The sequence below is a fragment of the Vibrio sp. Vb1337 genome, assembly GCF_033338715.1.
Lineage (GTDB): Bacteria > Pseudomonadota > Gammaproteobacteria > Enterobacterales > Vibrionaceae > Vibrio > Vibrio alginolyticus.
In genome coordinates this window covers 76562-97749 of sequence record NZ_JAWOTD010000013.1, presented here as the reverse complement: position 1 = coordinate 97749, position 21188 = coordinate 76562, and the positions used below count along the sequence as shown (strand labels likewise).

The following is a 21188-nucleotide window of genomic DNA, read 5'->3' as shown; positions in this document are numbered from 1 at the left end:
GGTGGAATAAACCGCTCAACGCTTAAGCTGACGCAGCCACACCCTTGCTGCTTCAGCATCCAATTCGATTTGTTGTTTAAGTGCTTCAAACGACTCAAACTTTTGCTCATCTCGAAGTTTATGCAAAAGTTCCACTTCTAGTTGCTTGCCATATAAATTGGCATGAAAGTCGAATAAGTGCACTTCTAACTGTTGGCGAACACCATTGACGGTTGGTCTTTGACCAATATTAGCAACACCACCAACTGGCTTATTTCCTAAGCCAAGCGCTTGAACAACATAGACTCCGGAAACCGGAGAAACACAGCGTTTCAAAGGAATATTTGCAGTAGGGAACCCAATGGTTCGACCTAGCTTTCTTCCGTGAGAAACACGACCGCTGATGCTGTAGTTTCTTCCCAGCATCTGTTGCGCGGAATGCAAATCGTCACGCGCCAGCGCTTGACGGATAGCCGTACTGCTGACACGTAATTGTTGTAAACAAAAGCTCTGGGTACTTACGACGTCAAAGCCGTATTTTTCCCCTGCTTCCTGCAGCATTGCAAAGTTACCTGTACGGCCTTTGCCAAAGCAGAAATCATCACCAACGACAAGAAACTTAACACCCAAACGCTCGACCAACAAGTCACGGATAAACTCTTCCGCGGTTAAACTTGCAAAATGGCGATTGAAATTGACACACAGTAAGCGGTCAATATCGAGCTTACTCAATTGCACGAACTTATCGCGTAATCGCGTCAACCTTGCAGGTGCCTTGTCTTTGGCAAACAGCTCCATCGGCTGAGGTTCAAAGGTCATCACAACAGAAGGCAAGGATAGCCTGTCCGCTTGCTCAGACACTTGCTGCAATACTTGTTGATGGCCTTTATGGACACCATCGAAATTGCCAATAGTCAGCACACAACCATGATGTCGCGGGTTGATATTGTGAATGCCTCTAATCAGTTCCATTGGATACTGCTTTCTGCCTCTGTTTTACTTTACACTGTGTGAAACTGACGGATTATATACTAATCACCCTCAGTCTGTCCCAGCTTTTAGGTCTTTTAAACGCGCACCAGTTAAAAATAGAACCACTAGGTAAACCACGGCTCCTAAACCGATCAACATCCCTAGCACCGCGCTTCGGTGAGCAAAGCTCCAGCCCAGCCATACTGACATATCTTCCAGTTGCCATAAGATTGCCGCCACCATCGCCGCGCCAGCAATAGCTAAACGTATAATAAAGAAGACGGTTCGCTTAGTGATTTGGTATACCTCTGCGATGTGCAGGCCACGATACAGCAGTGCCATATTCACAAATGCCGATAGTGCTGTCGCGATAGCCAAGCCAACGTAGCCATAGAAGTACGCAAAAATTGCATTAAATACCATGTTGGTCACCATCGCAATGATGCCATATTTCACTGGCGTTTTGGTGTCTTGACGCGAGTAATAACCCGGAGCAAGCACTTTAATCAGCATAAAGTTCAACAAGCCTGAAGCGTAAGCAAAGAGTGACAATGATGCTTGATGTACGTCTTGTGGCGAAAACTCACCTCGCATGAATAACACCATCAACATAGGTTTTGCCAGTACCATCAAACCAAGCATTGCAGGAAGGCCAAGTAAGATCACCATGCGCACCCCCCAGTCCATGGTTTGTGCGAATCCTTCATTTTGTGCGTCAACATGTTTGCGTGATAATGCTGGTAAAATCACCGTTGCAATAGCAATACCAAACAGACCTAACGGGAATTCCAACAAGCGATCTGAATAGTACAACCAACTGATCGAACCGGTTTGCAGAAAGCTGGCAATAAAAGTATCAAACAACAAGTTGATTTGGCTTACCGACACACCGAACAAAGCAGGAATCATTAAGGTTCGGATCTTCACCACGCCCGGATCGCGCCAGCCCCATTTCGGCTTAACCATAACCCCCGCTTTAATAAGGAAAGGGATTTGAAATAAGAACTGAACCAAACCACCAAGGAAAACACCGATGGCAAGACCTATCTCTGGCTGTGACATCTGCGGCGAGATAAACCATGCTGCCAAAATGATCATCACATTGAGGAAGACAGGAGTAAACGAAGAAACCGCAAACTTACCTAGTGTATTAAGAATGGCTCCCGATAGGGCAACAAAAGTGATGAACCATAAATAAGGAAAGGTAATCTTGAGCATCACGCTAGCAAGTTCGAACTTCTCAGCCGCGGGACCACCATGCATCCAGTCTAGGAACCAACCAAAACCAAACAGTGCAGTCACCACACCGGAACCTAGAACACCTAAGATGGTAACAATTGAGACTATCACCCCCAACGTGCCCGCTGCACGAGCAATGAGCTCCCGAGTTTTATCCATGTCGCCTTGAGCATGGCTTTCCGTTAAAACGGGTACAAACGCTTGGGAAAAAGCACCTTCAGCAAACAAACGTCGTAAAAAATTAGGAATTTTATTGGCGAAGAAAAAGACGTCTGCGCTTGCTCCTGCCCCCATTAAATTTGCCACTACAACATCACGAACTAGGCCAAGAACGCGGGAAATAAATGTCATAGCACTGACGATCATGCCAGACTTGAGTAGTCGTTTACTCACTGTAACCTCGGAATATCACCATAAGACAGCTAACCCTATACTGTTTCTCTGACAGGTGCTGCAAATAGACGTCAAAAATCTATCCGCGGGCTGTAAGGAATAAGTGTGCCTTTCGCGGATAATTATTAGCATTGGTATAAAAATGCTGTTAGAATCCTCGCCATCTTAACCGCGATAACCTCTCTTACCAAAATTTGTTTTGGCTTAGATCGGTTTTTGCACAAATCATTTGACATTTAAGCGCAAATGAGGGATATTCCTCGCCCTTAAATTGTCACAGAACTAAGTTTTTGGGAGTTAGACCCTTGGCAAATAGTAAATCTGCTAAGAAGCGCGCTATCCAAGCTGAGAAACGTCGTCAGCACAATGCTAGCCGTCGCTCAATGATGCGTACTTACATGAAGAAAACTGTTGCTGCTATCGAAGCAGGCGACAAAGAAGCTGCAACTGCTGCATTCGCTGTAGTTACACCTATCCTAGACCGCATGGCAACTAAAGGCCTTATTCACAAGAATAAAGCAGCTCGCCATAAGTCTCGTTTCGCTGCACAAATCAAAGCTCTTTAATAGAGTCCTGATTTTACAGTGAAGAAAAAACCGACCTTGTGTCGGTTTTTTTATATCTACAAAATTTTCTTAATAAAAAAAGCTGGCAATGCCAGCTTTTCTTTTTCTGAATGTCCCATTTAAAGACATCAGCTTATTCATTACCCATATAACGCTCAAACTAGAAAGCACTAATAAAACACTTGAGAACAAAGCAAATTGGTCGATGAGTAGTACCCTATCATCAAAAGTTTAACGCCACTCTCAAATATTCCAACAAGTTAGATTCACACTCTAAGATGAGCAGTATATTAGGACTATTTAATTAATGTTGAGCACTCTCAGCACAATAAAGACTATGCAGTGTTTTTATTAACGCTTTCACTTCATCACTCTTTAATGTGTAGTACACCGTTTGTGCTTCTTTCCTTGTCGTGACTAACTCATCACGGCGAAGCCAAGCAAGATGCTGAGATAATGCCGACTGGCTTAGCTCTAACTTTGCACACAGCTCTCCCACGGACAGCTCTTGGTTATGCAGCATACAAAGGATTTGTAGGCGTCTCTCGTTTGCCATCGCTTTGAGCAACACGACGGCTTTTGCGGAGTTCTGCTCCATTTCTTGTAGATTCATGTGTTGGACCTCTAGCTACAACTTACTTATTCCAACCCTGGCCAGCTTGTTGTGTTGCACTGATTTATATATCTAAGAAAATCAAGATACACTCCCAGAGTCTTCATTATTAGAACCTCTAATTTAGTTGTTAGTGATACACCAATATTATCCACCAAGGATTTTAATTGGTACGCCATCAATAATTAATAGTTTTGCTCACTAAAACAAGTATCTTGCTTACTTAGACATTATTTAGAATTATATTTTTATTGATAGTAATCTATTTATTTACGCAACGATACGGGTTTACTCAAACATTTGACTGAAATCAGCATCACAAACATTTTTTACCGCGGGGTGTTGGATCATTCGTTCCGCAAAAATCACGTAGTACTCTTCTTTTAGCCCATCGACATGGCCAATTAGCTGTAAATTTCGGTCGTCTTCAATCTCCGACATGTATACGGTCGGTGCCAAGAAAATCACATCGTCGTGGTACCGAGCAAAAGCTTTCATCAACGCAACATCATCAAACTCCCCCAGCACATTGGCTTGAAGGCCTTGACGATCAAACCATTGAATAACTTTACGCCCCATAGCCGTTCGGCTCGCGGGAATCAGAAGTTTTTTTTGTTCCAAGATCTCAGGAAATCGCACATTTTCAATTTCAGAAGAAGCAAAAAAGCTCATGCTACTTTCACCTAACTTTTTGCTATAAAGGCCAGGACTTTGAGTAGAATCAACGGGACAATCCGAAAGGATCATATCTAGCTTGTGCTGAGAAAGGCGTTCAAGTAGCAGTTCGTGGGTTGATTCATAACAGCGTAAATGAATACTGTTATCTTCCGGGACGGTCGTCATCAGTACTTTACTGACCAAGCGTTTAGATAATGCATCGGCTACACCAACTTCAAATAGAATGTTCGAGTGCTGGCTGTAATTGACGATATCTAACATCTCATAGCTCAAACCGAACATCCGGTCGGCGTACTTAAACACAAGCTGACCTAACTCAGTGGGCTCAACTGTACGACCATTGCGCTTGGTTAACTTTCCTTTCATGCGCTCTTCAAGCGCTTTAATCTGTCCTGTCACGGTTTGCGGTGTCAGGAAGAGCGCGTCAGCCGCCTTAGTTACAGAGCCCTGTTTGCACACCATCCAGAAATAATAGAGATGGTTGTAGTTTAGATGTGACATGATCGAGTCCCGAAAAGAAAGTGATACTTTTTATACCAAATGTGACAGAGACAAACAATAAACTCGACAAAACCATACAATACCTTACAAAAGCATAAGTTTTACCGAAAGTATAAAGTCAATACTGTCATAAAAGTTGAACTGAGGCGCATTTTCTCTACAAAAAAAAGCGCAAAAACCAAACAAAACGAAATCAAAATTTAACCATTAAAATCAACAGGTTAAAAATTAATTTTCTTCCTCTTTTACGCCATTATCAAAAAGAACAATAAAAATCTCTCACAGCAAGAAATCTGTAATATTACTGAAATATTTGTTCTCTAACATCGCCCACAGATTCAACTACAGACCGAAAAATGAACTGAAAGGTCAACGGAGAAAATTATGATGAACCAAGCTACTTCAACAGTGGCACCAATTTCGAGCACAGCTCGTTGGTTACGCTGGGCTAACTTGGCATTCATGTTATATCTGCTTCTTCTAGCAGTATCTATGGTTGGTAGTGGCTTTAAATGGGCAACTGGCGATCAAGCTAAGGTGCTATTTGAATTTGCCGCACACCCAGTTGCAGGTCTAATGATCGGCTTGGTGGCAACAGCCTTAATTCAGTCTTCAAGTACTGTAACGTCTATTATTGTAGGCTTGGTTGCAGGTGGCTTACCTGTAGAAACCGCTATCCCTATGGTGATGGGTGCTAACATTGGTACCACAGTGACCAATACGCTTGTGTCTCTTGGCCACGTGCGCTGTAAAGAAGAGTTCAAACGTGCATTTGCAAGTGCAACCATTCACGACTTCTTCAACTTGCTTGCTGTCGCTATTTTCCTTCCGTTGGAAATGATGTTCGGCATTTTAGAGAAAGTTTCTCACTGGCTTGTTTCTCCACTGCTTGCTACTGGTGATATGAGCATTAAAGGCTTCAACTTTATTAAACCAATTACAAAGCCAGTCGTAGGCGCAATTAAAGAGCCACTTTCTACCTTCGGTGATACTGTTGGCGGCGTCATGCTTATTGCTTTGGGTATTGCGACTATCTTCGTTGCAATCACAGTGATGGGTAAATTGATGAAGAGCCTAATGGTTGGTCGCGCACGTGAAATTTTGAAAAACGCCATCGGTCGTGGTCCTATTCACGGCATCGTATCAGGCTCAATCGTGACCGTTCTAGTACAATCTTCCTCAACCACGACAAGTTTAATGGTTCCGTTGGTTGGTACTGGCGTGTTGAAAGTACGAGATATCTACCCTTTCACTCTGGGTGCTAACATTGGTACTTGTATTACGGCACTTCTAGCAGCGACAGCGGTATCTGGAGAGTTCGCAGTATTCGCACTACAAATCGCTCTAGTCCACTTAGTGTTTAACATCATGGCGACGCTATTTATCTTTGGAATTCCATTCCTACGTGAGATTCCGGTTAAAGGCGCTGAGATGATTTCTGAAATGGCTATTAAGAATAAAGCAGTTGTTGGTGGTTACCTAATGTCAGTATTCGTTATTCTACCAGGTGCAATTCTAGCCCTAACAACGTAACAACAACGACATACCATCGCTTATTGTTTAGGCTCCACATCGTGGAGCCTTTTTTATGATAATTAAACTGTTCAAATCGCTTGTCCGGTGATAATTTGAGCCACATCTCAGCATGCTTATGCTGAGCTATCTCATTTGGAGTCGACAACATGACGCAGCTTAATGACGCTATTTCTGATCAGCTACTCGCAATAGACGAAAACCTAACCCAACTGGTTGCTGATATTGATATCCTCAGTAGCGTGAATCCTCTTAATTATGCTCAAGAAAGAGAACGTTTCATTAAAAACAAATATTCTCAAGAGCCTAATTTTCAATATTCAATTACTAACGTAGATACCCACAGTGCAAAGCGACGTCTATATGAGCTACCTCTAGAAAACATTCAAGACACCCAACTGCAGAAGCTGTACGCGGATGTAATTCAGTCTTATGCAGATAAACTGGATCAAGTGAATACCATAGGTACGCAAGAGTTTCTTTATAACTCCTTACGCTATTATGGGGAACCGAGCGCCAAAGATATTGCCAACGCCCATTTCATATTGCACCTTCCTACAGAAGAAGAAAAAGAACCTCAGCACGATAGCCGTGCAATAGCACGTTTCATGCAAAATTTTGCTCAACGCAATGGGTATGAATGTGAAATACAGGTGTTGGACGGGATGTTAGCAAACGCACTAGTTTCAGGATCTCGAGTCAAAATTAACCACGCGGCGTACATCACCACTGATGAGCTGGAGGCTCTTGCACATCATGAAATGGGAGTACATCTCCTAACTACGCTTAACGGTCGTCAACAACCGCTAAAAGTCCTGAGCTTAGGTTGTCCTGCCAATACCAACACTCAAGAAGGGCTGGCTATATTATGTGAGTATCTGTCAGGACATTTCAGTATCAAGCGCCTAAGAACCTTAGCCTTACGAGTTCTGGCAGTAGAGTCGATGATCAAGGATCGCGATTTCCGCCATACGTTCATGCTATTAAAAGAACAGTATAAAGCTTCTGATCTTCAAGCATTTACAACGACTGCCCGAGTCTATCGAGGTGGAGGTTTAACGAAGGATTACTTGTATCTTAGAGGATTCCGAGAGGTGCTCAATGCCTATGATAGATTGGGCGATGACTTTTCACTATTGTTGTGCGGGAAAACAGAGCTGAAGTACTTTGAGCTTATCCGTTCATTAGTGAGTAAAGAAATATTCACTCAACCTAAGTTTATTAGCCCGGCACTGTCCACACCGATGCAGACCAACCCAATTCACCGTTATATTGTCAGTGCACTAAAATAATACCTTCTAAGTACAAAAAAGAAAAAAGCTCCATTCGGAGCTTTTTCTATATCTTGAAGAACGATACTCGTTACACTGAGAATGGGTAACGAATAGGATCGTGATGCTCGTACCCTTCAACCCAAAAGTCATCCAGTGTGACCCATGTTTCCAAATCTTCTAGAGATTTAATCTCTGGGTTGATATGGAACGTCGGCGCTTTTAATGGCTCACGTTTCAACTGAACATCGCGCATCAGTTCAAGCTGATCTTCATAAATGTGAGCATTCACAATCTTATGAAATGCCTGACCAGGTTTCTTGCCCGTAATTTGCGCCATAATCACCAAGAACACGTAAACTTGAACCATATTGAAGTTTAAGCCAAGCGGTACATCACACGAACGCTGAGTACTATTCAGGTAAAGCGTATCATCCAGCAATGAAAAATGGTGACTGTACATACAAGGACGCAAGCACCCCATGTGGAACTCACCCGGATTGTAGAAGTTCAAGATTTCACCGCGGTCATCAACACCACGCGTTAAGTCATCCACTATCTTACGTAGCTGGTCAACATGACCACCATCAGGTTTCGCCCAGGCGCGCCCTTGAACCCCATAGACACGGCCCATGTCGTCTTCACCTTTACGGTATGGGTTATTCAACCAGGCATCATTTAGGTTGGCATTGGCATCCCAGGTTTTCGTGCCCAGCTTACGAAAATCTTCCGCATTATCGTAACCACGAATATACCCTAATAGTTCTGCAACGGCCGCTTTCCAAAAACTTTTACGTGTGGTGACCAACGGAAATTGATTGTTCGCAACATCGTAGGTTAAATCCGCGTTGATTACGGTCAGGCAGCGCTTGCCTGTACGCTCATTTTCAACCCAAACACCTTGGTCAACGATGCGTTGACACAAATCTAAATACTGTTTCACACCAATACCTTACTTCGTCTTTTGTGGTAATTCGTCTTTGTAATGACCACGTTTGTATGCCCAAACCATCATGAGGACACCGATAACCACCATTGGCAGGGATAAAATCTGTCCCATGGAAATAAAGCCACCGAATAAACCCAAATGAGCGTCTGGTTCGCGCACGTATTCTACTAGGAAACGGAAGGTTCCGTAACCCGCAAGAAAGAGTCCTGAAACAGAACCTAGAGGACGAGGTTTCTTGATGAACCAATTCAAAATGAAGAAAAGGACGATACCTTCAAGCGCCATTTCATAAAGCTGCGATGGATGACGTGGCAGTGGACCACCATTTGGGAAAACGATCGCCCAAGGCACATCCGTTACTCGGCCCCACAACTCGCTGTTCATGAAGTTACCTAAACGCCCCATACCCAAACCAAATGGCACAAGCGGCGCGATAAAGTCAGCAACACCGAAGAAAGTTCGCCCGTTTTTGTGTGCATACCAGAACATCGCAGTAATCACACCCAGTAAGCCCCCGTGGAAAGACATACCACCGGTCCACACTTTAAATAGATACAAAGGGTCAGCCAGGAAGAGCTCAAAATTGTAGAAAAGCACGTAGCCTACACGGCCACCAATCACCACGCCAAGGAAGCCTGCGAACAACAAATCAGAAACCTGCTCTCGTGTCCAACCACTTCCAGGCTTATCCGCACGTCGGTTCGCTAACCATAGAGCAAATATAAAGCCAACAAGGTACATCAAACCGTACCAACGAACCGAAACAGGACCAATAGAGATTAAAACCGGATCAATATTGGGAAATTCAATATATCCCTGAGACATAAATCATTCTCTTCTTATCACAACAAAATAAATATACCCAAGTAACCTCTAGATGCTTGGTTCAGCGAGAATGACTTGGGTACAAACTTAGAGCAGCATGGTCGCTGCAACAAACATTAAGAACACCGCGAATATCTTTTTTAATACCGCAGTTGGAAGGTTAGTTGCGAGCTTCGCACCCACTTTTGTTGTGAGCATCGAGGCCATAGCAATCGCTAATAAAGCGGGAAGATAAACATAGCCAATACTGTATGAAGGTAAGCCTTCCACTTTATAGCCATGTAAGATGAAGCCGATCATACCAGAAATAGCAATCACGCAACCACAAACGGAGGATGAGCCCACCGCTTTACGCATCTCTATCCCATGTTTATTTAAAAATGGTACCGACAGTGAGCCACCACCAATACCAGCAAGGCTTGATACGACACCAATTCCCGTGCCGTAAACTACAGTCACAGGGCTGCTCGGCATAGGTTTACTGCTCGTAACTTTAATGGAACGAAACATTTGTACTGACAGGCAAAGAACAATGACACCAAACACTTTCGGCAAATAGTGTGTAGGGATCCACTCAGCAATATTGGCACCAACAAAGCCACCAATGACCACACCAGGCATCAACCATTTTACGACAAACATATCGACATTGCCGAGCTTAAGGTGATTCATCGCCGATGAGCCAGACGTGACAATAATACTCGATAACGAAGTGGCTAAGGCCATGTGCATACTCATTTCTGGAGAGATCCCAGCAAGAGGAAGCAAATACAACAAGGCAGGAACAACAATCAAACCACCACCGATACCGAGTAACCCCGCCATCACACCCACAAAAGCGCCTAGCGCCAACAATAACAAAAATAAAGAGACGGTCACGATTTCCTACTTTTTACCTGCACGGATAAAGCCCGCAAAACCCTGTTGGATGAAGAAGTCATGCATCATTTGATGAATGTCCTCCCCGTAGGACTTTGTCATTGCTTGCTCCGCTAATTTTTCTAATTCTTCTTGTTGGCTATGACGAATCAAATATTTCACCTTAGCCACGTTGGAGGTGTTCATACTCAAACTGGTATACCCTAACCCAAGTAAGAGAAGAGCGCCAAATGGGTCGCCAGCTAACTCACCACAAATACACACTGGCACCCGATACTTATCGCACACGTCATGGATTTGCTTAAGCGCTAACAGTACCGCAGGATGCATAGATTCATAGACATCCGCGACGCGCGAATTGTTCCTATCTACCGCTAATAAATACTGAGTTAAATCGTTTGTCCCGACAGAAACAAAATCAACACGGTGAGCGATCGTTGGCAACAGATACACCATCGATGGTACTTCAATCATGACCCCAATTTGTGGGAATTGAATTCTATCATCAAGCAAAACGGCTTCGCTGTGAGCTTGATTAATCAAGCTAATGGCATCGTCTAGCTCTTTTACCCCTGACACCATTGGCAATAAGATACTTAAGTTTCCGCTTTCTGCACTCGCTCTTAACATTGCACGCAGCTGGATCAAGAAAATGTCTGGATGATCCAATGTAAAACGAATGCCACGCCAGCCTAGAAACGGATTATCTTCTTCGATGGGCAAATACGGCAAAGGTTTGTCACCACCAATATCCAAAGTACGCATCACTACTCGTTGATTCGGATAGCTGTTAAGTATTGCTTGGTATTGATGATACTGCTCATCTTCCGAAGGAAAGTGATGCTGAAGTAAAAATGCAATCTCAGTTCGGTACAACCCAACACCATCAACACCTGTGTTGATGGCAATATTACTGTCTGCACTGAGTCCCGCATTCAGCATAATTTCGATATGGTGATTATCTTGCGTAACCGCAGGGAGTGCGAGGTCCTTGTTTACCATGGCAAACAGTTCAGACTCTTCGCTTACTAAGCTGCGATACTCTCGCAACAACTGGCGGTTTGGCTCTAAGAAGATCTCACCCGTATAGCCGTCGACTATCCCGAGTTTGCCATTAACCACATCCGGATTAATGTTGGCGCCCATGACTGCAGGGACCCCAAGAGCTCGAGATAAAATGGCAGCGTGAGAGTTTGCGCCTCCCTCTAATGATACGACAGCTAACAAAAACTCTTTAGGTACAGAAGCGAGCAAGGTGGCAGTGAGTTCATTCGCCACCAAAATAATGGGACGATCAATTGCAGAATTTTCTTGCTCGCTGTTGTGCAGAAAATAGAGCAGCCTTTGCCCTAACTCTCGGATATCTTGCGCTCTTTCACGCATGTATACATCCGACATTCTGGCAAATCGATTCGAGTATGACTCTACAACTTGGCGTAACGCCCAGTCTGCCCTATCTCCTTTTTCAATCTGCTTCTTCAAATCACCGCGAAGCATCGGATCATTCAGTAAGTGAGTAAACAGATCGAAGATCGCCAGCGCATCTTTGTTGATTTCACTGTCCAGTTTTTTCCGCATACGGCGAAAGTCATTTAACGCTCGCTCTATGGCCACCAGTAGTGTCTCGTGCTCGCGTTCCTTATCTAACGTGGACGAAGGGAAAACATCCGATAAACTCGGCTGGGTATTGTCGAACCAAAACTCTCCAATCGCGACACCAGTAGACGCAGGCAAACCTTTTAATACCGTGGGTTTAGATGCTAACTGCCAATGCCCAAGATTCTGCGCATGTGCAATGAGCACCGCTAACTGAGCGGATAAGGTAACAAGAAACGATTCTTCCATTTCACTAAACAAGCGCGGCGTTTTTTGTTGGATCACCAACACACCTAAAACTTGTTTACGATGAATGATTGGAGTAGCTAAAAAAGAGTGGTAAATCTGTTCGCCGAGTTGAGGAAAGAATTTGAACTCGGGGTGTTTTGAGGCTTCGGCAAGGTTAAGGGGTTCAGCGCTTCGTTTTACCAACCCAACCAAGCCTTCATTGAAGTTGATATGAATACTATCACCTTCAAAAATAAGGCCTTGAGTTGCCATTAACTCAAGGCGCTGCATTTCTTCATTAGCAAGATAGATAGTACAGCACTCAGTACTAAGGGCAGCACAAGTCTCTTTCACCAATATATCGAGTGCCAGATGCACATCATCGACCCTGGAGACTTTCTCAACTATTTCCCTTAGCTGACTGAGCATGATTATCCTCTACGTTGTTTTTTTCTTTTCCCTTTCGCTTTTCTCTCTCGAAAAGGCATGGCTAAGGATGCAAATTCTTTCATCGCTCGTCGATAAACATCTCGCTTGAAAGAAACAACTTGCCTAACTGGATACCAGTAACTTACCCAGCGCCAACCATCAAATTCAGGGGATTTTCCGCGTTGCATATTAATGCGAGACTCATCGCATTCTAATCTCAGCAGAAACCATTTCTGTTTTTGGCCGATACAAACAGGCTTGGAGTCCCAACGCACCAATCGCTTTGGTAGCTTATATCTTAACCAATGACGACTTGTTGCAATGATCTTAACGTCTTTTTTCGTTAAACCGACTTCTTCATATAACTCCCTGAACATGGCTTGTTCAGGGGTTTCACCTTCGTCAATCCCACCTTGTGGAAATTGCCATGAGTGTTGCCCGTATCGTTTAGCCCAGAAGACCTGACCATGGTTATTACATATCACAATACCAACATTAAGTCGGTAACCATCGCCATCTATCACTGGCTAACCTCTATGAATAAATTTTTTATTACCGTGATTTTTCCACATATCCCCATTACTAGCAAACTTACTGATGTGATATGAGCAAGATTTATTACCTTTTCACCATTTTTGGATATCTTTTAATCAAACCATACCTTATCAACACAAGAGTGAGACATCGCCCACATTTATTCACCTTTTCTGTGAATAACTTTGTGAAGAATTCAATTCAAATGAGTAATTCAGTTCAATCCCATCAAATGAAAAACAAATGAATAAACAAAAAAACAAACATAAAATATTGATAAAAAAGTATTTATTTTTAAAAATAACGATAATTCGATCTTCAATTTCTTGATGATCTTTTCACCAAACTCAGATCGGTCAAAGATCCACCAACAGGCTATTTATCCACACTCACCTGCTATTCGTTTAGATGATTACAACAAAATCAACCCCAAAAATGCATTTTAACCCCTGTTTATTCATACAGACCCCGTCAGGATCTTATCAATACCTCCTCCGCCTGTGGATAAGTTATGAATTGATCGTTCTTACACCGCCTCGGTGAAATCTTAAACAGTAGATTTGGTCGGAGTTTGATAAACTATATTTTTTGTAATACCACCTTGTAACTATGAAACCAGAACCACAAACAGAAGCAGAGCTATTGGAACGAGCGCATGATATGGCAGGACTCAGTTTTGCTGAGTTGGCCACCGAGGCGAATATGATTGTTCCTGAAAACTTAAAACGTGATAAAGGTTGGGTGGGTCAATTACTCGAATGGCACTTGGGCGCTCCAGCAGGCAGTAAACCTCAACAAGATTTCGCAAAACTAGGGATCGAGTTGAAAAGTATTCCGATTAGTTACTCTGGCAAACCTTTAGAAACAACCTTTGTTTCTGTGGCCCCCCTCACTGGTGTTCATGGTCTTACATGGGAAACAAGTCATGTTCGAAACAAGCTATCTCGTGTGCTTTGGGTACCCGTAGAAGGAGAACGAGAAATCCCACTCGCTGAAAGACGTGTGGGCAGTCCACTCATTTGGTCACCAGATGAAGAACAAGAACGGATTTTGCGAAATGACTGGGAAGAGTTAATGGAGATGATCGTCTTGGGAAGATTTGATCAAATTTCCGCCAGACACGGAGAAGCGCTGCATCTTCGCCCTAAAGCCGCAAATGCAAAAGCGCTCACCGAAGCATACAACTCAAATGGTAAGCCGATGAAAACTCTGCCCCGAGGCTTTTACCTTAGAACACAGTTTACTGAACAGATCTTACTCAAGCACTACATTAACACTCAACCAGAATAAAACCATATCAGCTATTTAGTGCGTCACGAGCGATAACTCAATATCGCAGTACGAGGCTGCCTCTTCAGTGCCACATTCGTCATACGCATTGCGCAGCCTTAAATACGCTTTATCGACCCCTAGCCTCAATAGTTCTTCTTTTACTAAGTCTAGAGAGCCAAAATGTATCGGGTCTTCACCGTCTTTAATCGGCTCAAGTTGATGCTTGTACTCCACAGCTAAAAGATAGTCAGAGACATCAGAACACCCAATCACAAATACTTTGGGAGTTTTATAAGTATCTTTATGTGGACCATGTAGCCACATGTCCAATTGATGCTTCTGCATAACATACCTCCTTCACACGATCATTTAAGTGTAGTTAGGCTAACTGTAGCTTTCGAGTTTGCTCTTCCTTTATACGTAAATCATTTGCGATTGCGGCTAAAAATCCCCTATATTGGAATCACTTATTTAGTCGGTAACTCTTCAAGGACGTGATATGCAATACACAAAACTACCGCACTCATCACTTGAGATCAGTAAAATCTGCCTCGGCACTATGACGTTTGGCGAGCAAAACACAGAAAAGGACGCCTTTGAACAGCTCGACTTTGCCCTCGATCATGGGGTGAACTTCATCGATACCGCAGAGATGTACCCTGTACCGCCAAGATCGGAAACACAAGGGCTTACCGAGCAATACATCGGTAATTGGTTAGCAAAAAGCGGCAAAAGAGAAAAAGTAGTACTGGCAACAAAAGTGGCAGGCCCTCGCAATGTTCCTCACATTAGAGACAACATGAGCCTTAATCGTCGCCACATCCATACAGCAATTGATGACAGCCTTAATCGTCTACAAACCGATTATGTCGATTTGTACCAACTACATTGGCCGCAGCGTCAAACCAACTGCTTTGGTCAACTCAACTACCCATACCCTGACAAACAAGAAGAAGTCACGTTAATTGAAACGTTGGAAGCGCTTACTGAATTAGTGAATGCAGGTAAAGTGCGCTATATCGGCGTATCCAACGAGACGCCGTGGGGTGTGATGTCGCTACTGCGTTTGGCAGAAAAACACGATTTGCCAAGAATTGTCTCCATTCAAAACCCATATAACTTATTGAACCGCAGCTTCGAAGTAGGCTTGTCTGAAATCAGCCATTACGAAGGCGTTCAGTTACTTGCCTACTCTCCTTTGGCATTTGGCTGCCTGAGTGGTAAATACCTAAACGGGGCAAAACCTGAAGGCGCTCGATGCACTAAGTGGGAGCGTTTTGCGCGCTACTTCACTCCGCAAGGTGTTAAAGCGACCGAAGCTTACGTCAATTTAGCCCAAGAGCATGGTTTGGATCCTGCACAAATGGCACTCGCATTTGTCAATCAGCGTCCATTTGTTGCTTCTAACATTATCGGAGCAACAAACCTAGACCAATTAAAAGCCAATATCGACAGTATTGACTTGCAACTTAGCGACGAACTACTTACTGAAATTCAAGCAATAGGTACAACTTACTCGAATCCTTGCCCTTAACGGTAAAGCTCCCTTCAAACGAAAACAGCTGATCTTCAAGATCAGCTGTTTATCCAATGAAGTCATACTTCATATAAAAAGTTAAGCGTGTTGAATGACTCGTTAGCAACTCAGTCAGTCCAACACGCTAACGATTACGTCATTATTCGCGACGTTAAGACTCGACGAAGGTGACGAACTCGACGTTCAACTTTTACTGCATCCGGAACATTGGCACGTGTAGAACGACCATCGCGATCTAAACCAATATCTCTCAATAGATGAACATTCGTCCATGGAATATCATGAGCAGTTCGGCGTATAGTGCGCTGCCATTGCTTTTCTTCGCGTTTAAGGTCTGCTTTCAATAGCAAAGTGGCCAATTGTAGGTAAATAGAGTGACGCATAATATTTTCTCCGATTATCGATGTATTCGACTGGGAAAAATAGTGCGTAAAATGAACAGAAATATTCTGTTGATACTAAGCCGCTACTTTCCCGCAGCCTAGTAATAAATATGATAGGTTACGGATTAATTTTTATCTTGTGAGCCAGTGGTATTGGTATCATCCGATTTAAGGGTTATCGGAGCGATAGGCATACGATCAGCGCAAGCAGTGGTGTTAACAACGTAATGTTTCATCTTGCGCCTCCTAGCTAAAAATTAATCCGTTTATGAAAGGTATAACTCATTGAGTTACGGTTAAATTGTAAGCTTTGATGAATATATATCAAACATTTTTTGCCTTTTTGATTAAAAACAAATCAATACACCGCAATTTAGTTTCATATACTTTTATGTATAACATATTCACCTGAGGAATATATAAATTTGCGGATTTTATAAATCAAACCAAACAAAAAATAAAAAGAGCGGCTCTGTGGCCACTCTCTTTTATTGTATTTATTCGCCTATTTGACACAGGGAAAGGCCAACTACATGGCTTGTTCGGAAATCAAGTTATGTTTATTAAGTAGTCGATACATGGTTGCACGCGAAACTCCGAGCTCTTTCGCCGCATTTGAAACTTGACCAGAATGAGATTCCAAAACAACCAGCAACGCATCACGTTCACTCTTCTCTCGGATTGATTTCAAGCTGCGCTTTGAGTCATTACGTTGAGGTAAATCTAAGTGATGCTCTTCAATCATTACGCTGTCGGACATTAATACCGCTCGCTTCACTTGGTTCATCAGCTCACGCACATTTCCAGGCCAGAAATAACGTGTCAGTGCCTTGAATGCATCCTCAGAAAAGCTTTTTGCTTGCGAGTTGTACTCTTTTGAGAACTCTTGTAAGTAGAAACGAGCCAGCAATGCGATGTCACTCGCACGTTCTTTCAAGCTAGGGACATTGATGCGCAGGACGTTGATGTAATGGTAAAGCTCTTCATTGAAGTCACCGTCAATCAAAGCTTTTTCAACATCTGACGAGTTGGCAGCAAGAATGCGTACGTTAACCGCTTTTACGCCATCTTTGGTATCAATGGTGCCTTCTTGCAAGAATCTAAGCAGATTCATTTGCTGCTCTTTTGAAATGGTAAGAATGTCGTTAAATAACACGGTGCCGCCATCTGCTTGTTCAAGCAGGCATGCTTCCATATCTTCATCGGCGTTAATACCAAATACTTCAGCTTGGAAACGTTGTTCATTGAGTGCGCGACAGTTAATTGCCATAAACGGTTTATGAGAGCGTGAAGAGACTTTATGGATGGCCCTAGCAACCGCCTCTTTACCAGTCCCACTTTCCCCAGAAATCAGAATGCTGACGTCCGTTGGACCAATGCGCTTCACTTGATCGCGTAAACGTTTCATCGGGATAGATTCACCGATCAAACCCATATCTAAACTGCTACCAAAACTAGGCCAAACTTTTTTCTCCAACTTAAGCATGCCAAGCTGGTGACCTATTGTGCTTAATAACTGTGCATCTGGGATCGGCGCTGTGAAAAAATCGATACAAAAGTTAACAATGAACTGGCATATGGTGTCAGTGCCAAGCTGAGATTCACGAATAAACGCTAACCAACGTACGTGTTTGTGAGAGCTGACTAAGTTCGCCAAACCATTCAAGCTGAACTCGTCATGGCTGAGATCAACAATACCGATACATGGACCAATATCTTCTAACAGCGTATTAGCTTTGCGTAAGTCACCTACTTGGTGACACTTCCAGCCCACTTGCTCCAGTACCGATAACCAAGGCTCATAAGTACCGCCAACTACCACAAGCGATCCCGGGATGGAATCCATCTTAAACTGCCCAGCCATTCTCTAACCCTTTTTCATTGTTAATAGAAATTTTGTGCCACAAACTTATCTTTGCGAGCGGGTAACATTATCGAGACTCCGCCCCCTCACGTCTGTCTCAGTATTAAGACTATGCAATAGATTGAGATTTGGCGAATGTTTATTTGCATATCCCATTAAAAGGCAAATGCAACAACTTGAATCAGCTTAACTAAAAGGCAAAAAAAAACCACCCGAAGGTGGTTTTTTACTCATCCTATCGAATTACGCTTGCGGGCGCATTGCAGGGAATAAGATCACGTCACGGATAGTGTGCGTGTTAGTCAGTAGCATAACCAAACGGTCGATACCGATACCTTGGCCTGCTGTTGGCGGTAGGCCGTGCTCTAGAGCAGTGATGTAGTCTGCATCGTAGAACATTGCTTCGTCGTCACCAGACTCTTTCGCTTCAACCTGTGCTTTAAAGCGTGCATCTTGGTCTTCAGCATCGTTAAGCTCTGAGAAACCGTTCGCTACTTCACGGCCACCGATAAAGAATTCAAAGCGGTCTGTAAAGAACGGGTTGTCATCGCTACGACGAGCTAGTGGAGAGATATCTGCTGGGTAGCCAGTGATGAACGTAGGCTGCATTAGCTTAGGTTCTGCTGTTTCACCAAAGATCTCTTCAAGAAGCTGACCACATGTCCAGAAAGGTTCTACTTCAACGTGAACAGATTTCGCGATAGAAACCATTAGATCACGGTTTTGTAGGTCTTCTTCTGTTAGCGCTTGGATTTGCGCGTGGTCTGGGTTGTAGTGCTTGATTGCTTCGAACATGCTCATACGAGTGTAAGTACCACCAAACTCAACCGTTTCATCACCGTAAGGCATTGACGTTGAACCTAGAACTTCTTGCGCCACTGAGCTTAGTAGTTCTTCAGTTAGGTCCATCAGATCTTTGTAGTCTGCGTACGCCATGTAGAATTCCATCATTGTGAATTCTGGGTTGTGACGTGGAGAAAGGCCTTCGTTACGGAAGTTACGGTTGATTTCGAATACGCGATCAAAACCACCAACAACTAGACGCTTCAGGTATAGCTCTGGCGCGATACGTAGGTACATTGGCATGTCTAGTGCGTTGTGGTGCGTGATGAATGGACGCGCACTCGCACCGCCAGGGATAACGTGCATCATTGGCGTTTCAACTTCCATGAACTGCTTAGAGATCATGAAGTTACGGATTGCAGACATGACTTTAGAACGTACTACGAACGCTTGACGAGAGTCTTCGTTAACGATCAGGTCAACGTAACGTTGGCGGTAACGCATCTCTTGGTCAGTTAGACCGTGGAACTTTTCTGGAAGTGGACGTAGTGCTTTGGTTAGCAACTCGTACTCTTCCATGTTCACGTATAGGTCACCTTTACCAGACTTATGAAGTGCACCTTTAACACCGATGATGTCACCGATATCTAGACCTTGGTATTTTTCTTTAAGTACTTTTTGAACCGCTTTGTCAGCGTAAGCTTGGATACGGCCAGAAGTTTCTTGAATTACCAAGAATGGACCACGTTTAGCCATGATACGGCCAGCGATTGCTACTACGTGGTTAAGCTCTTCTAGCTCTTCCTTCGTCTTTTCACCGAACTCTTTCTGAAGGTCGCCCGCTAGTGCGTCACGACGGAAGTCGTTTGGATGGCCGTTCGCTTTGCAGCTCTTTCGGATTGCATCCAGTTTAGCGCGGCGTTCAGCAATCAGCTTATTTTCTTCTAGTACAGTTTCGTTTTGAACAGCATCAGTCATTTTCGATGTATCCTGTTTTTGTCGGTGAAAAGCTTTATAGACCTGATTTCAGGCTAGCTTCAATAAATTTGTCCAGATCGCCATCAAGAACCGCTTGAGTATTACGGTTTTCAATGCCCGTACGGAGGTCCTTAATACGTGAGTCATCCAATACGTAAGAACGGATCTGGCTACCCCAGCCAATGTCAGACTTAGCGTCTTCATTAGCTTGTTTTTCCGCATTTTGCTTTTGCAATTCAAGCTCAAATAGCTTCGCTCGAAGCTGTTTCATTGCCTGATCTTTGTTCTTATGTTGAGAACGGTCATTCTGACACTGAACCACTGTGTTCGTAGGTACGTGCGTAATACGTACCGCAGATTCTGTGGTGTTTACGTGCTGACCACCTGCGCCTGACGCACGGTAAACGTCAATGCGTAGGTCGGAAGGATTAATGTCGATGTCGATGTTTTCATCAATCTCTGGATAGATGAACGCAGAAGCAAATGACGTATGGCGACGACCGCCTGAATCGAACGGAGATTTACGAACAAGACGATGAACGCCCGTTTCAGTGCGTAACCAACCGTACGCATATTCACCAGAGATGCGAACTGTTGCCGACTTAAGACCCGCGACTTCACCTTCAGAGACTTCAATCACTTCAGCTTTGAAGCCCTTCGCTTCTGCCCAACGTAGGTACATACGCAGCAGCATGTTAGTCCAGTCTTGTGCTTCTGTACCACCAGAGCCAGCTTGCAAATCGATGTAACAATCAGAGCTATCGTGGTCGCCAGAGAACATACGACGGAATTCAAGCTTTTCTAGCTTCTCTTCCAACTCAGCAAGTTCTGGTTCAATTTCGTCAAATGTTTCTTGATCTTCTTCTTCTACAGCCAGCTCAAGAAGACCTTCTACATCTTCCACACCTTGCTCTAGTTGATCAATGGTTTCAACAACCGCTTCTAGTGATGCACGCTCTTTACCCAGTGCTTGCGCACGCTCAGGTTCGTTCCATACATCTGGTTGTTCAAGTTCTGCGTTGACTTCTTCTAGACGCTCTTTCTTCGCGTCATAGTCAAAGATACCCCCTCAGGACATTTGTGCGCTGAGACACGTCCTGCAGACGGTTTTTAATTGGATTGATTTCAAACATGTTTACTCAACATTTTAGAATAGAATTTAACCGAGAAATTCTACTGAAAAATG

At 43.6% G+C, this 21188-nt stretch carries 19 protein-coding genes; 5 read left to right on the top strand and 14 right to left on the bottom strand.

What is annotated here, in order from left to right:
• Positions 1–15 precede the first annotated feature (15 nt).
• Both ribF and murJ read right to left on the bottom strand, forming a co-directional pair.
• On the bottom strand, positions 16–951 hold the full coding sequence (gene ribF, locus R7E42_RS15755; protein WP_005381933.1) for a bifunctional riboflavin kinase/FAD synthetase: 936 nt from the start codon (positions 949–951) through the stop codon (positions 16–18).
• A gap of 69 nt (positions 952–1020) precedes the next feature.
• The gene (murJ, locus tag R7E42_RS15750; protein ID WP_005381936.1) at positions 1021–2583 is read right to left on the bottom strand and encodes a murein biosynthesis integral membrane protein MurJ; all 1563 of its coding nucleotides are present in this window, start codon (positions 2581–2583) and stop codon (positions 1021–1023) included.
• Positions 2584–2888: 305 nt separating this feature from the next.
• Here murJ and rpsT point away from each other — a divergent pair, with 305 nt between their 5' ends.
• Entirely contained in the window at positions 2889–3149 is a 261-nt protein-coding gene (gene rpsT / locus R7E42_RS15745) for a 30S ribosomal protein S20 (protein ID WP_005381938.1), read from the top strand.
• A gap of 304 nt (positions 3150–3453) precedes the next feature.
• Here the strand turns inward: rpsT and R7E42_RS15740 are convergent, their stop codons facing one another.
• Together R7E42_RS15740 and nhaR are read right to left on the bottom strand one after the other, a co-directional pair.
• Positions 3454–3762 carry an ArsR/SmtB family transcription factor gene (locus R7E42_RS15740; protein ID WP_005381940.1) on the bottom strand — a complete coding sequence of 103 codons (309 nt, stop codon included), beginning with the start codon at positions 3760–3762 and terminating at the stop codon, positions 3454–3456.
• A gap of 288 nt (positions 3763–4050) precedes the next feature.
• A complete protein-coding gene (gene nhaR, locus R7E42_RS15735) occupies positions 4051–4941 on the bottom strand; it encodes a transcriptional activator NhaR (RefSeq protein WP_005385959.1) in 891 nt (296 codons plus the stop codon).
• 387 nt (positions 4942–5328) lie between these two features.
• On the opposite strand from nhaR, the gene R7E42_RS15730 reads away from it, so the two are divergent.
• Entirely contained in the window at positions 5329–6474 is a 1146-nt protein-coding gene (locus R7E42_RS15730; RefSeq protein WP_025768431.1) for a Na/Pi symporter, read from the top strand.
• 149 nt (positions 6475–6623) lie between these two features.
• A complete protein-coding gene (locus R7E42_RS15725; RefSeq protein ID WP_318072807.1) occupies positions 6624–7766 on the top strand; it encodes a flavohemoglobin expression-modulating QEGLA motif protein in 1143 nt (380 codons plus the stop codon).
• Positions 7767–7836: 70 nt separating this feature from the next.
• On the opposite strand, the gene R7E42_RS15720 is transcribed toward R7E42_RS15725, so the two are convergent.
• From R7E42_RS15720 to rppH, 5 genes are all read right to left on the bottom strand, one after another.
• Positions 7837–8688 (bottom strand): thymidylate synthase, encoded by an 852-nt coding sequence (locus R7E42_RS15720; RefSeq protein ID WP_025768429.1) that lies wholly within the window; start codon positions 8686–8688, stop codon positions 7837–7839.
• Positions 8689–8697: 9 nt separating this feature from the next.
• Complete coding sequence (gene lgt / locus R7E42_RS15715; protein WP_054574289.1) at positions 8698–9519, bottom strand: prolipoprotein diacylglyceryl transferase; 822 nt, start codon at positions 9517–9519, stop codon at positions 8698–8700.
• An 87-nt stretch (positions 9520–9606) separates the two neighbouring features.
• Entirely contained in the window at positions 9607–10398 is a 792-nt protein-coding gene (locus tag R7E42_RS15710) for a sulfite exporter TauE/SafE family protein (protein WP_318072806.1), read from the bottom strand.
• A 6-nt stretch (positions 10399–10404) separates the two neighbouring features.
• Entirely contained in the window at positions 10405–12651 is a 2247-nt protein-coding gene (ptsP, locus tag R7E42_RS15705; RefSeq protein WP_064368992.1) for a phosphoenolpyruvate--protein phosphotransferase, read from the bottom strand.
• A gap of 2 nt (positions 12652–12653) precedes the next feature.
• Positions 12654–13175 carry an RNA pyrophosphohydrolase gene (gene rppH, locus R7E42_RS15700; protein WP_005381953.1) on the bottom strand — a complete coding sequence of 174 codons (522 nt, stop codon included), beginning with the start codon at positions 13173–13175 and terminating at the stop codon, positions 12654–12656.
• A gap of 619 nt (positions 13176–13794) precedes the next feature.
• On the opposite strand from rppH, the gene mutH reads away from it, so the two are divergent.
• Positions 13795–14475 carry a DNA mismatch repair endonuclease MutH gene (gene mutH, locus R7E42_RS15695; RefSeq protein ID WP_053306892.1) on the top strand — a complete coding sequence of 227 codons (681 nt, stop codon included), beginning with the start codon at positions 13795–13797 and terminating at the stop codon, positions 14473–14475.
• A gap of 15 nt (positions 14476–14490) precedes the next feature.
• Here the strand turns inward: mutH and R7E42_RS15690 are convergent, their stop codons facing one another.
• On the bottom strand, positions 14491–14802 hold the full coding sequence (locus R7E42_RS15690) for a DUF6482 family protein (protein WP_005381772.1): 312 nt from the start codon (positions 14800–14802) through the stop codon (positions 14491–14493).
• A 154-nt stretch (positions 14803–14956) separates the two neighbouring features.
• On the opposite strand from R7E42_RS15690, the gene R7E42_RS15685 reads away from it, so the two are divergent.
• A complete protein-coding gene (locus R7E42_RS15685) occupies positions 14957–15991 on the top strand; it encodes an NADP(H)-dependent aldo-keto reductase (protein WP_258663104.1) in 1035 nt (344 codons plus the stop codon).
• A 134-nt stretch (positions 15992–16125) separates the two neighbouring features.
• On the opposite strand, the gene R7E42_RS15680 is transcribed toward R7E42_RS15685, so the two are convergent.
• The 4 genes from R7E42_RS15680 to prfB form a co-directional block, all read right to left on the bottom strand.
• Complete coding sequence (locus R7E42_RS15680) at positions 16126–16377, bottom strand: hypothetical protein (protein ID WP_005381776.1); 252 nt, start codon at positions 16375–16377, stop codon at positions 16126–16128.
• 529 nt (positions 16378–16906) lie between these two features.
• Positions 16907–18241, bottom strand: a complete 1335-nt coding sequence (gene vpsR, locus R7E42_RS15675; RefSeq protein ID WP_017635067.1) for a cyclic-di-GMP-binding transcriptional regulator VpsR — start codon at positions 18239–18241, stop codon at positions 16907–16909.
• 243 nt (positions 18242–18484) lie between these two features.
• The gene (gene lysS, locus R7E42_RS15670; protein ID WP_005382861.1) at positions 18485–20002 is read right to left on the bottom strand and encodes a lysine--tRNA ligase; all 1518 of its coding nucleotides are present in this window, start codon (positions 20000–20002) and stop codon (positions 18485–18487) included.
• Between the two features lie 34 nt (positions 20003–20036).
• Positions 20037–21135, bottom strand: a protein-coding gene (prfB, locus tag R7E42_RS15665; protein ID WP_100068604.1) for a peptide chain release factor 2 whose coding sequence is annotated in 2 segments (ribosomal slippage) — positions 20037–21059 and positions 21061–21135 — 1098 coding nt in all. Because the reading frame shifts where the segments join, the coding sequence is not laid out codon by codon here.
• Positions 21136–21188 lie beyond the last annotated feature (53 nt).

Excerpts from the sequence above, each read along its gene's own strand:
- R7E42_RS15690 (WP_005381772.1), bottom strand. The coding sequence starts at position 14,802 with ATGCAGAAGCATCAATTGGACATGTGGCTACATGGTCCACATAAAGAT.
- mutH (WP_053306892.1), top strand. The coding sequence starts at position 13,795 with ATGAAACCAGAACCACAAACAGAAGCAGAGCTATTGGAACGAGCGCAT.
- lysS (WP_005382861.1), bottom strand. The coding sequence starts at position 20,002 with ATGACTGATGCTGTTCAAAACGAAACTGTACTAGAAGAAAATAAGCTG.
- nhaR (WP_005385959.1), bottom strand. The coding sequence starts at position 4,941 with ATGTCACATCTAAACTACAACCATCTCTATTATTTCTGGATGGTGTGC.
- R7E42_RS15730 (WP_025768431.1), top strand. The coding sequence starts at position 5,329 with ATGAACCAAGCTACTTCAACAGTGGCACCAATTTCGAGCACAGCTCGT.
- R7E42_RS15680 (WP_005381776.1), bottom strand. The coding sequence starts at position 16,377 with ATGCGTCACTCTATTTACCTACAATTGGCCACTTTGCTATTGAAAGCA.
- ptsP (WP_064368992.1), bottom strand. The coding sequence starts at position 12,651 with ATGCTCAGTCAGCTAAGGGAAATAGTTGAGAAAGTCTCCAGGGTCGAT.
- R7E42_RS15725 (WP_318072807.1), top strand. The coding sequence starts at position 6,624 with ATGACGCAGCTTAATGACGCTATTTCTGATCAGCTACTCGCAATAGAC.
- ribF (WP_005381933.1), bottom strand. The coding sequence starts at position 951 with ATGGAACTGATTAGAGGCATTCACAATATCAACCCGCGACATCATGGT.
- R7E42_RS15740 (WP_005381940.1), bottom strand. The coding sequence starts at position 3,762 with ATGAATCTACAAGAAATGGAGCAGAACTCCGCAAAAGCCGTCGTGTTG.
- R7E42_RS15685 (WP_258663104.1), top strand. The coding sequence starts at position 14,957 with ATGCAATACACAAAACTACCGCACTCATCACTTGAGATCAGTAAAATC.
- lgt (WP_054574289.1), bottom strand. The coding sequence starts at position 9,519 with ATGTCTCAGGGATATATTGAATTTCCCAATATTGATCCGGTTTTAATC.
- vpsR (WP_017635067.1), bottom strand. The coding sequence starts at position 18,241 with ATGGCTGGGCAGTTTAAGATGGATTCCATCCCGGGATCGCTTGTGGTA.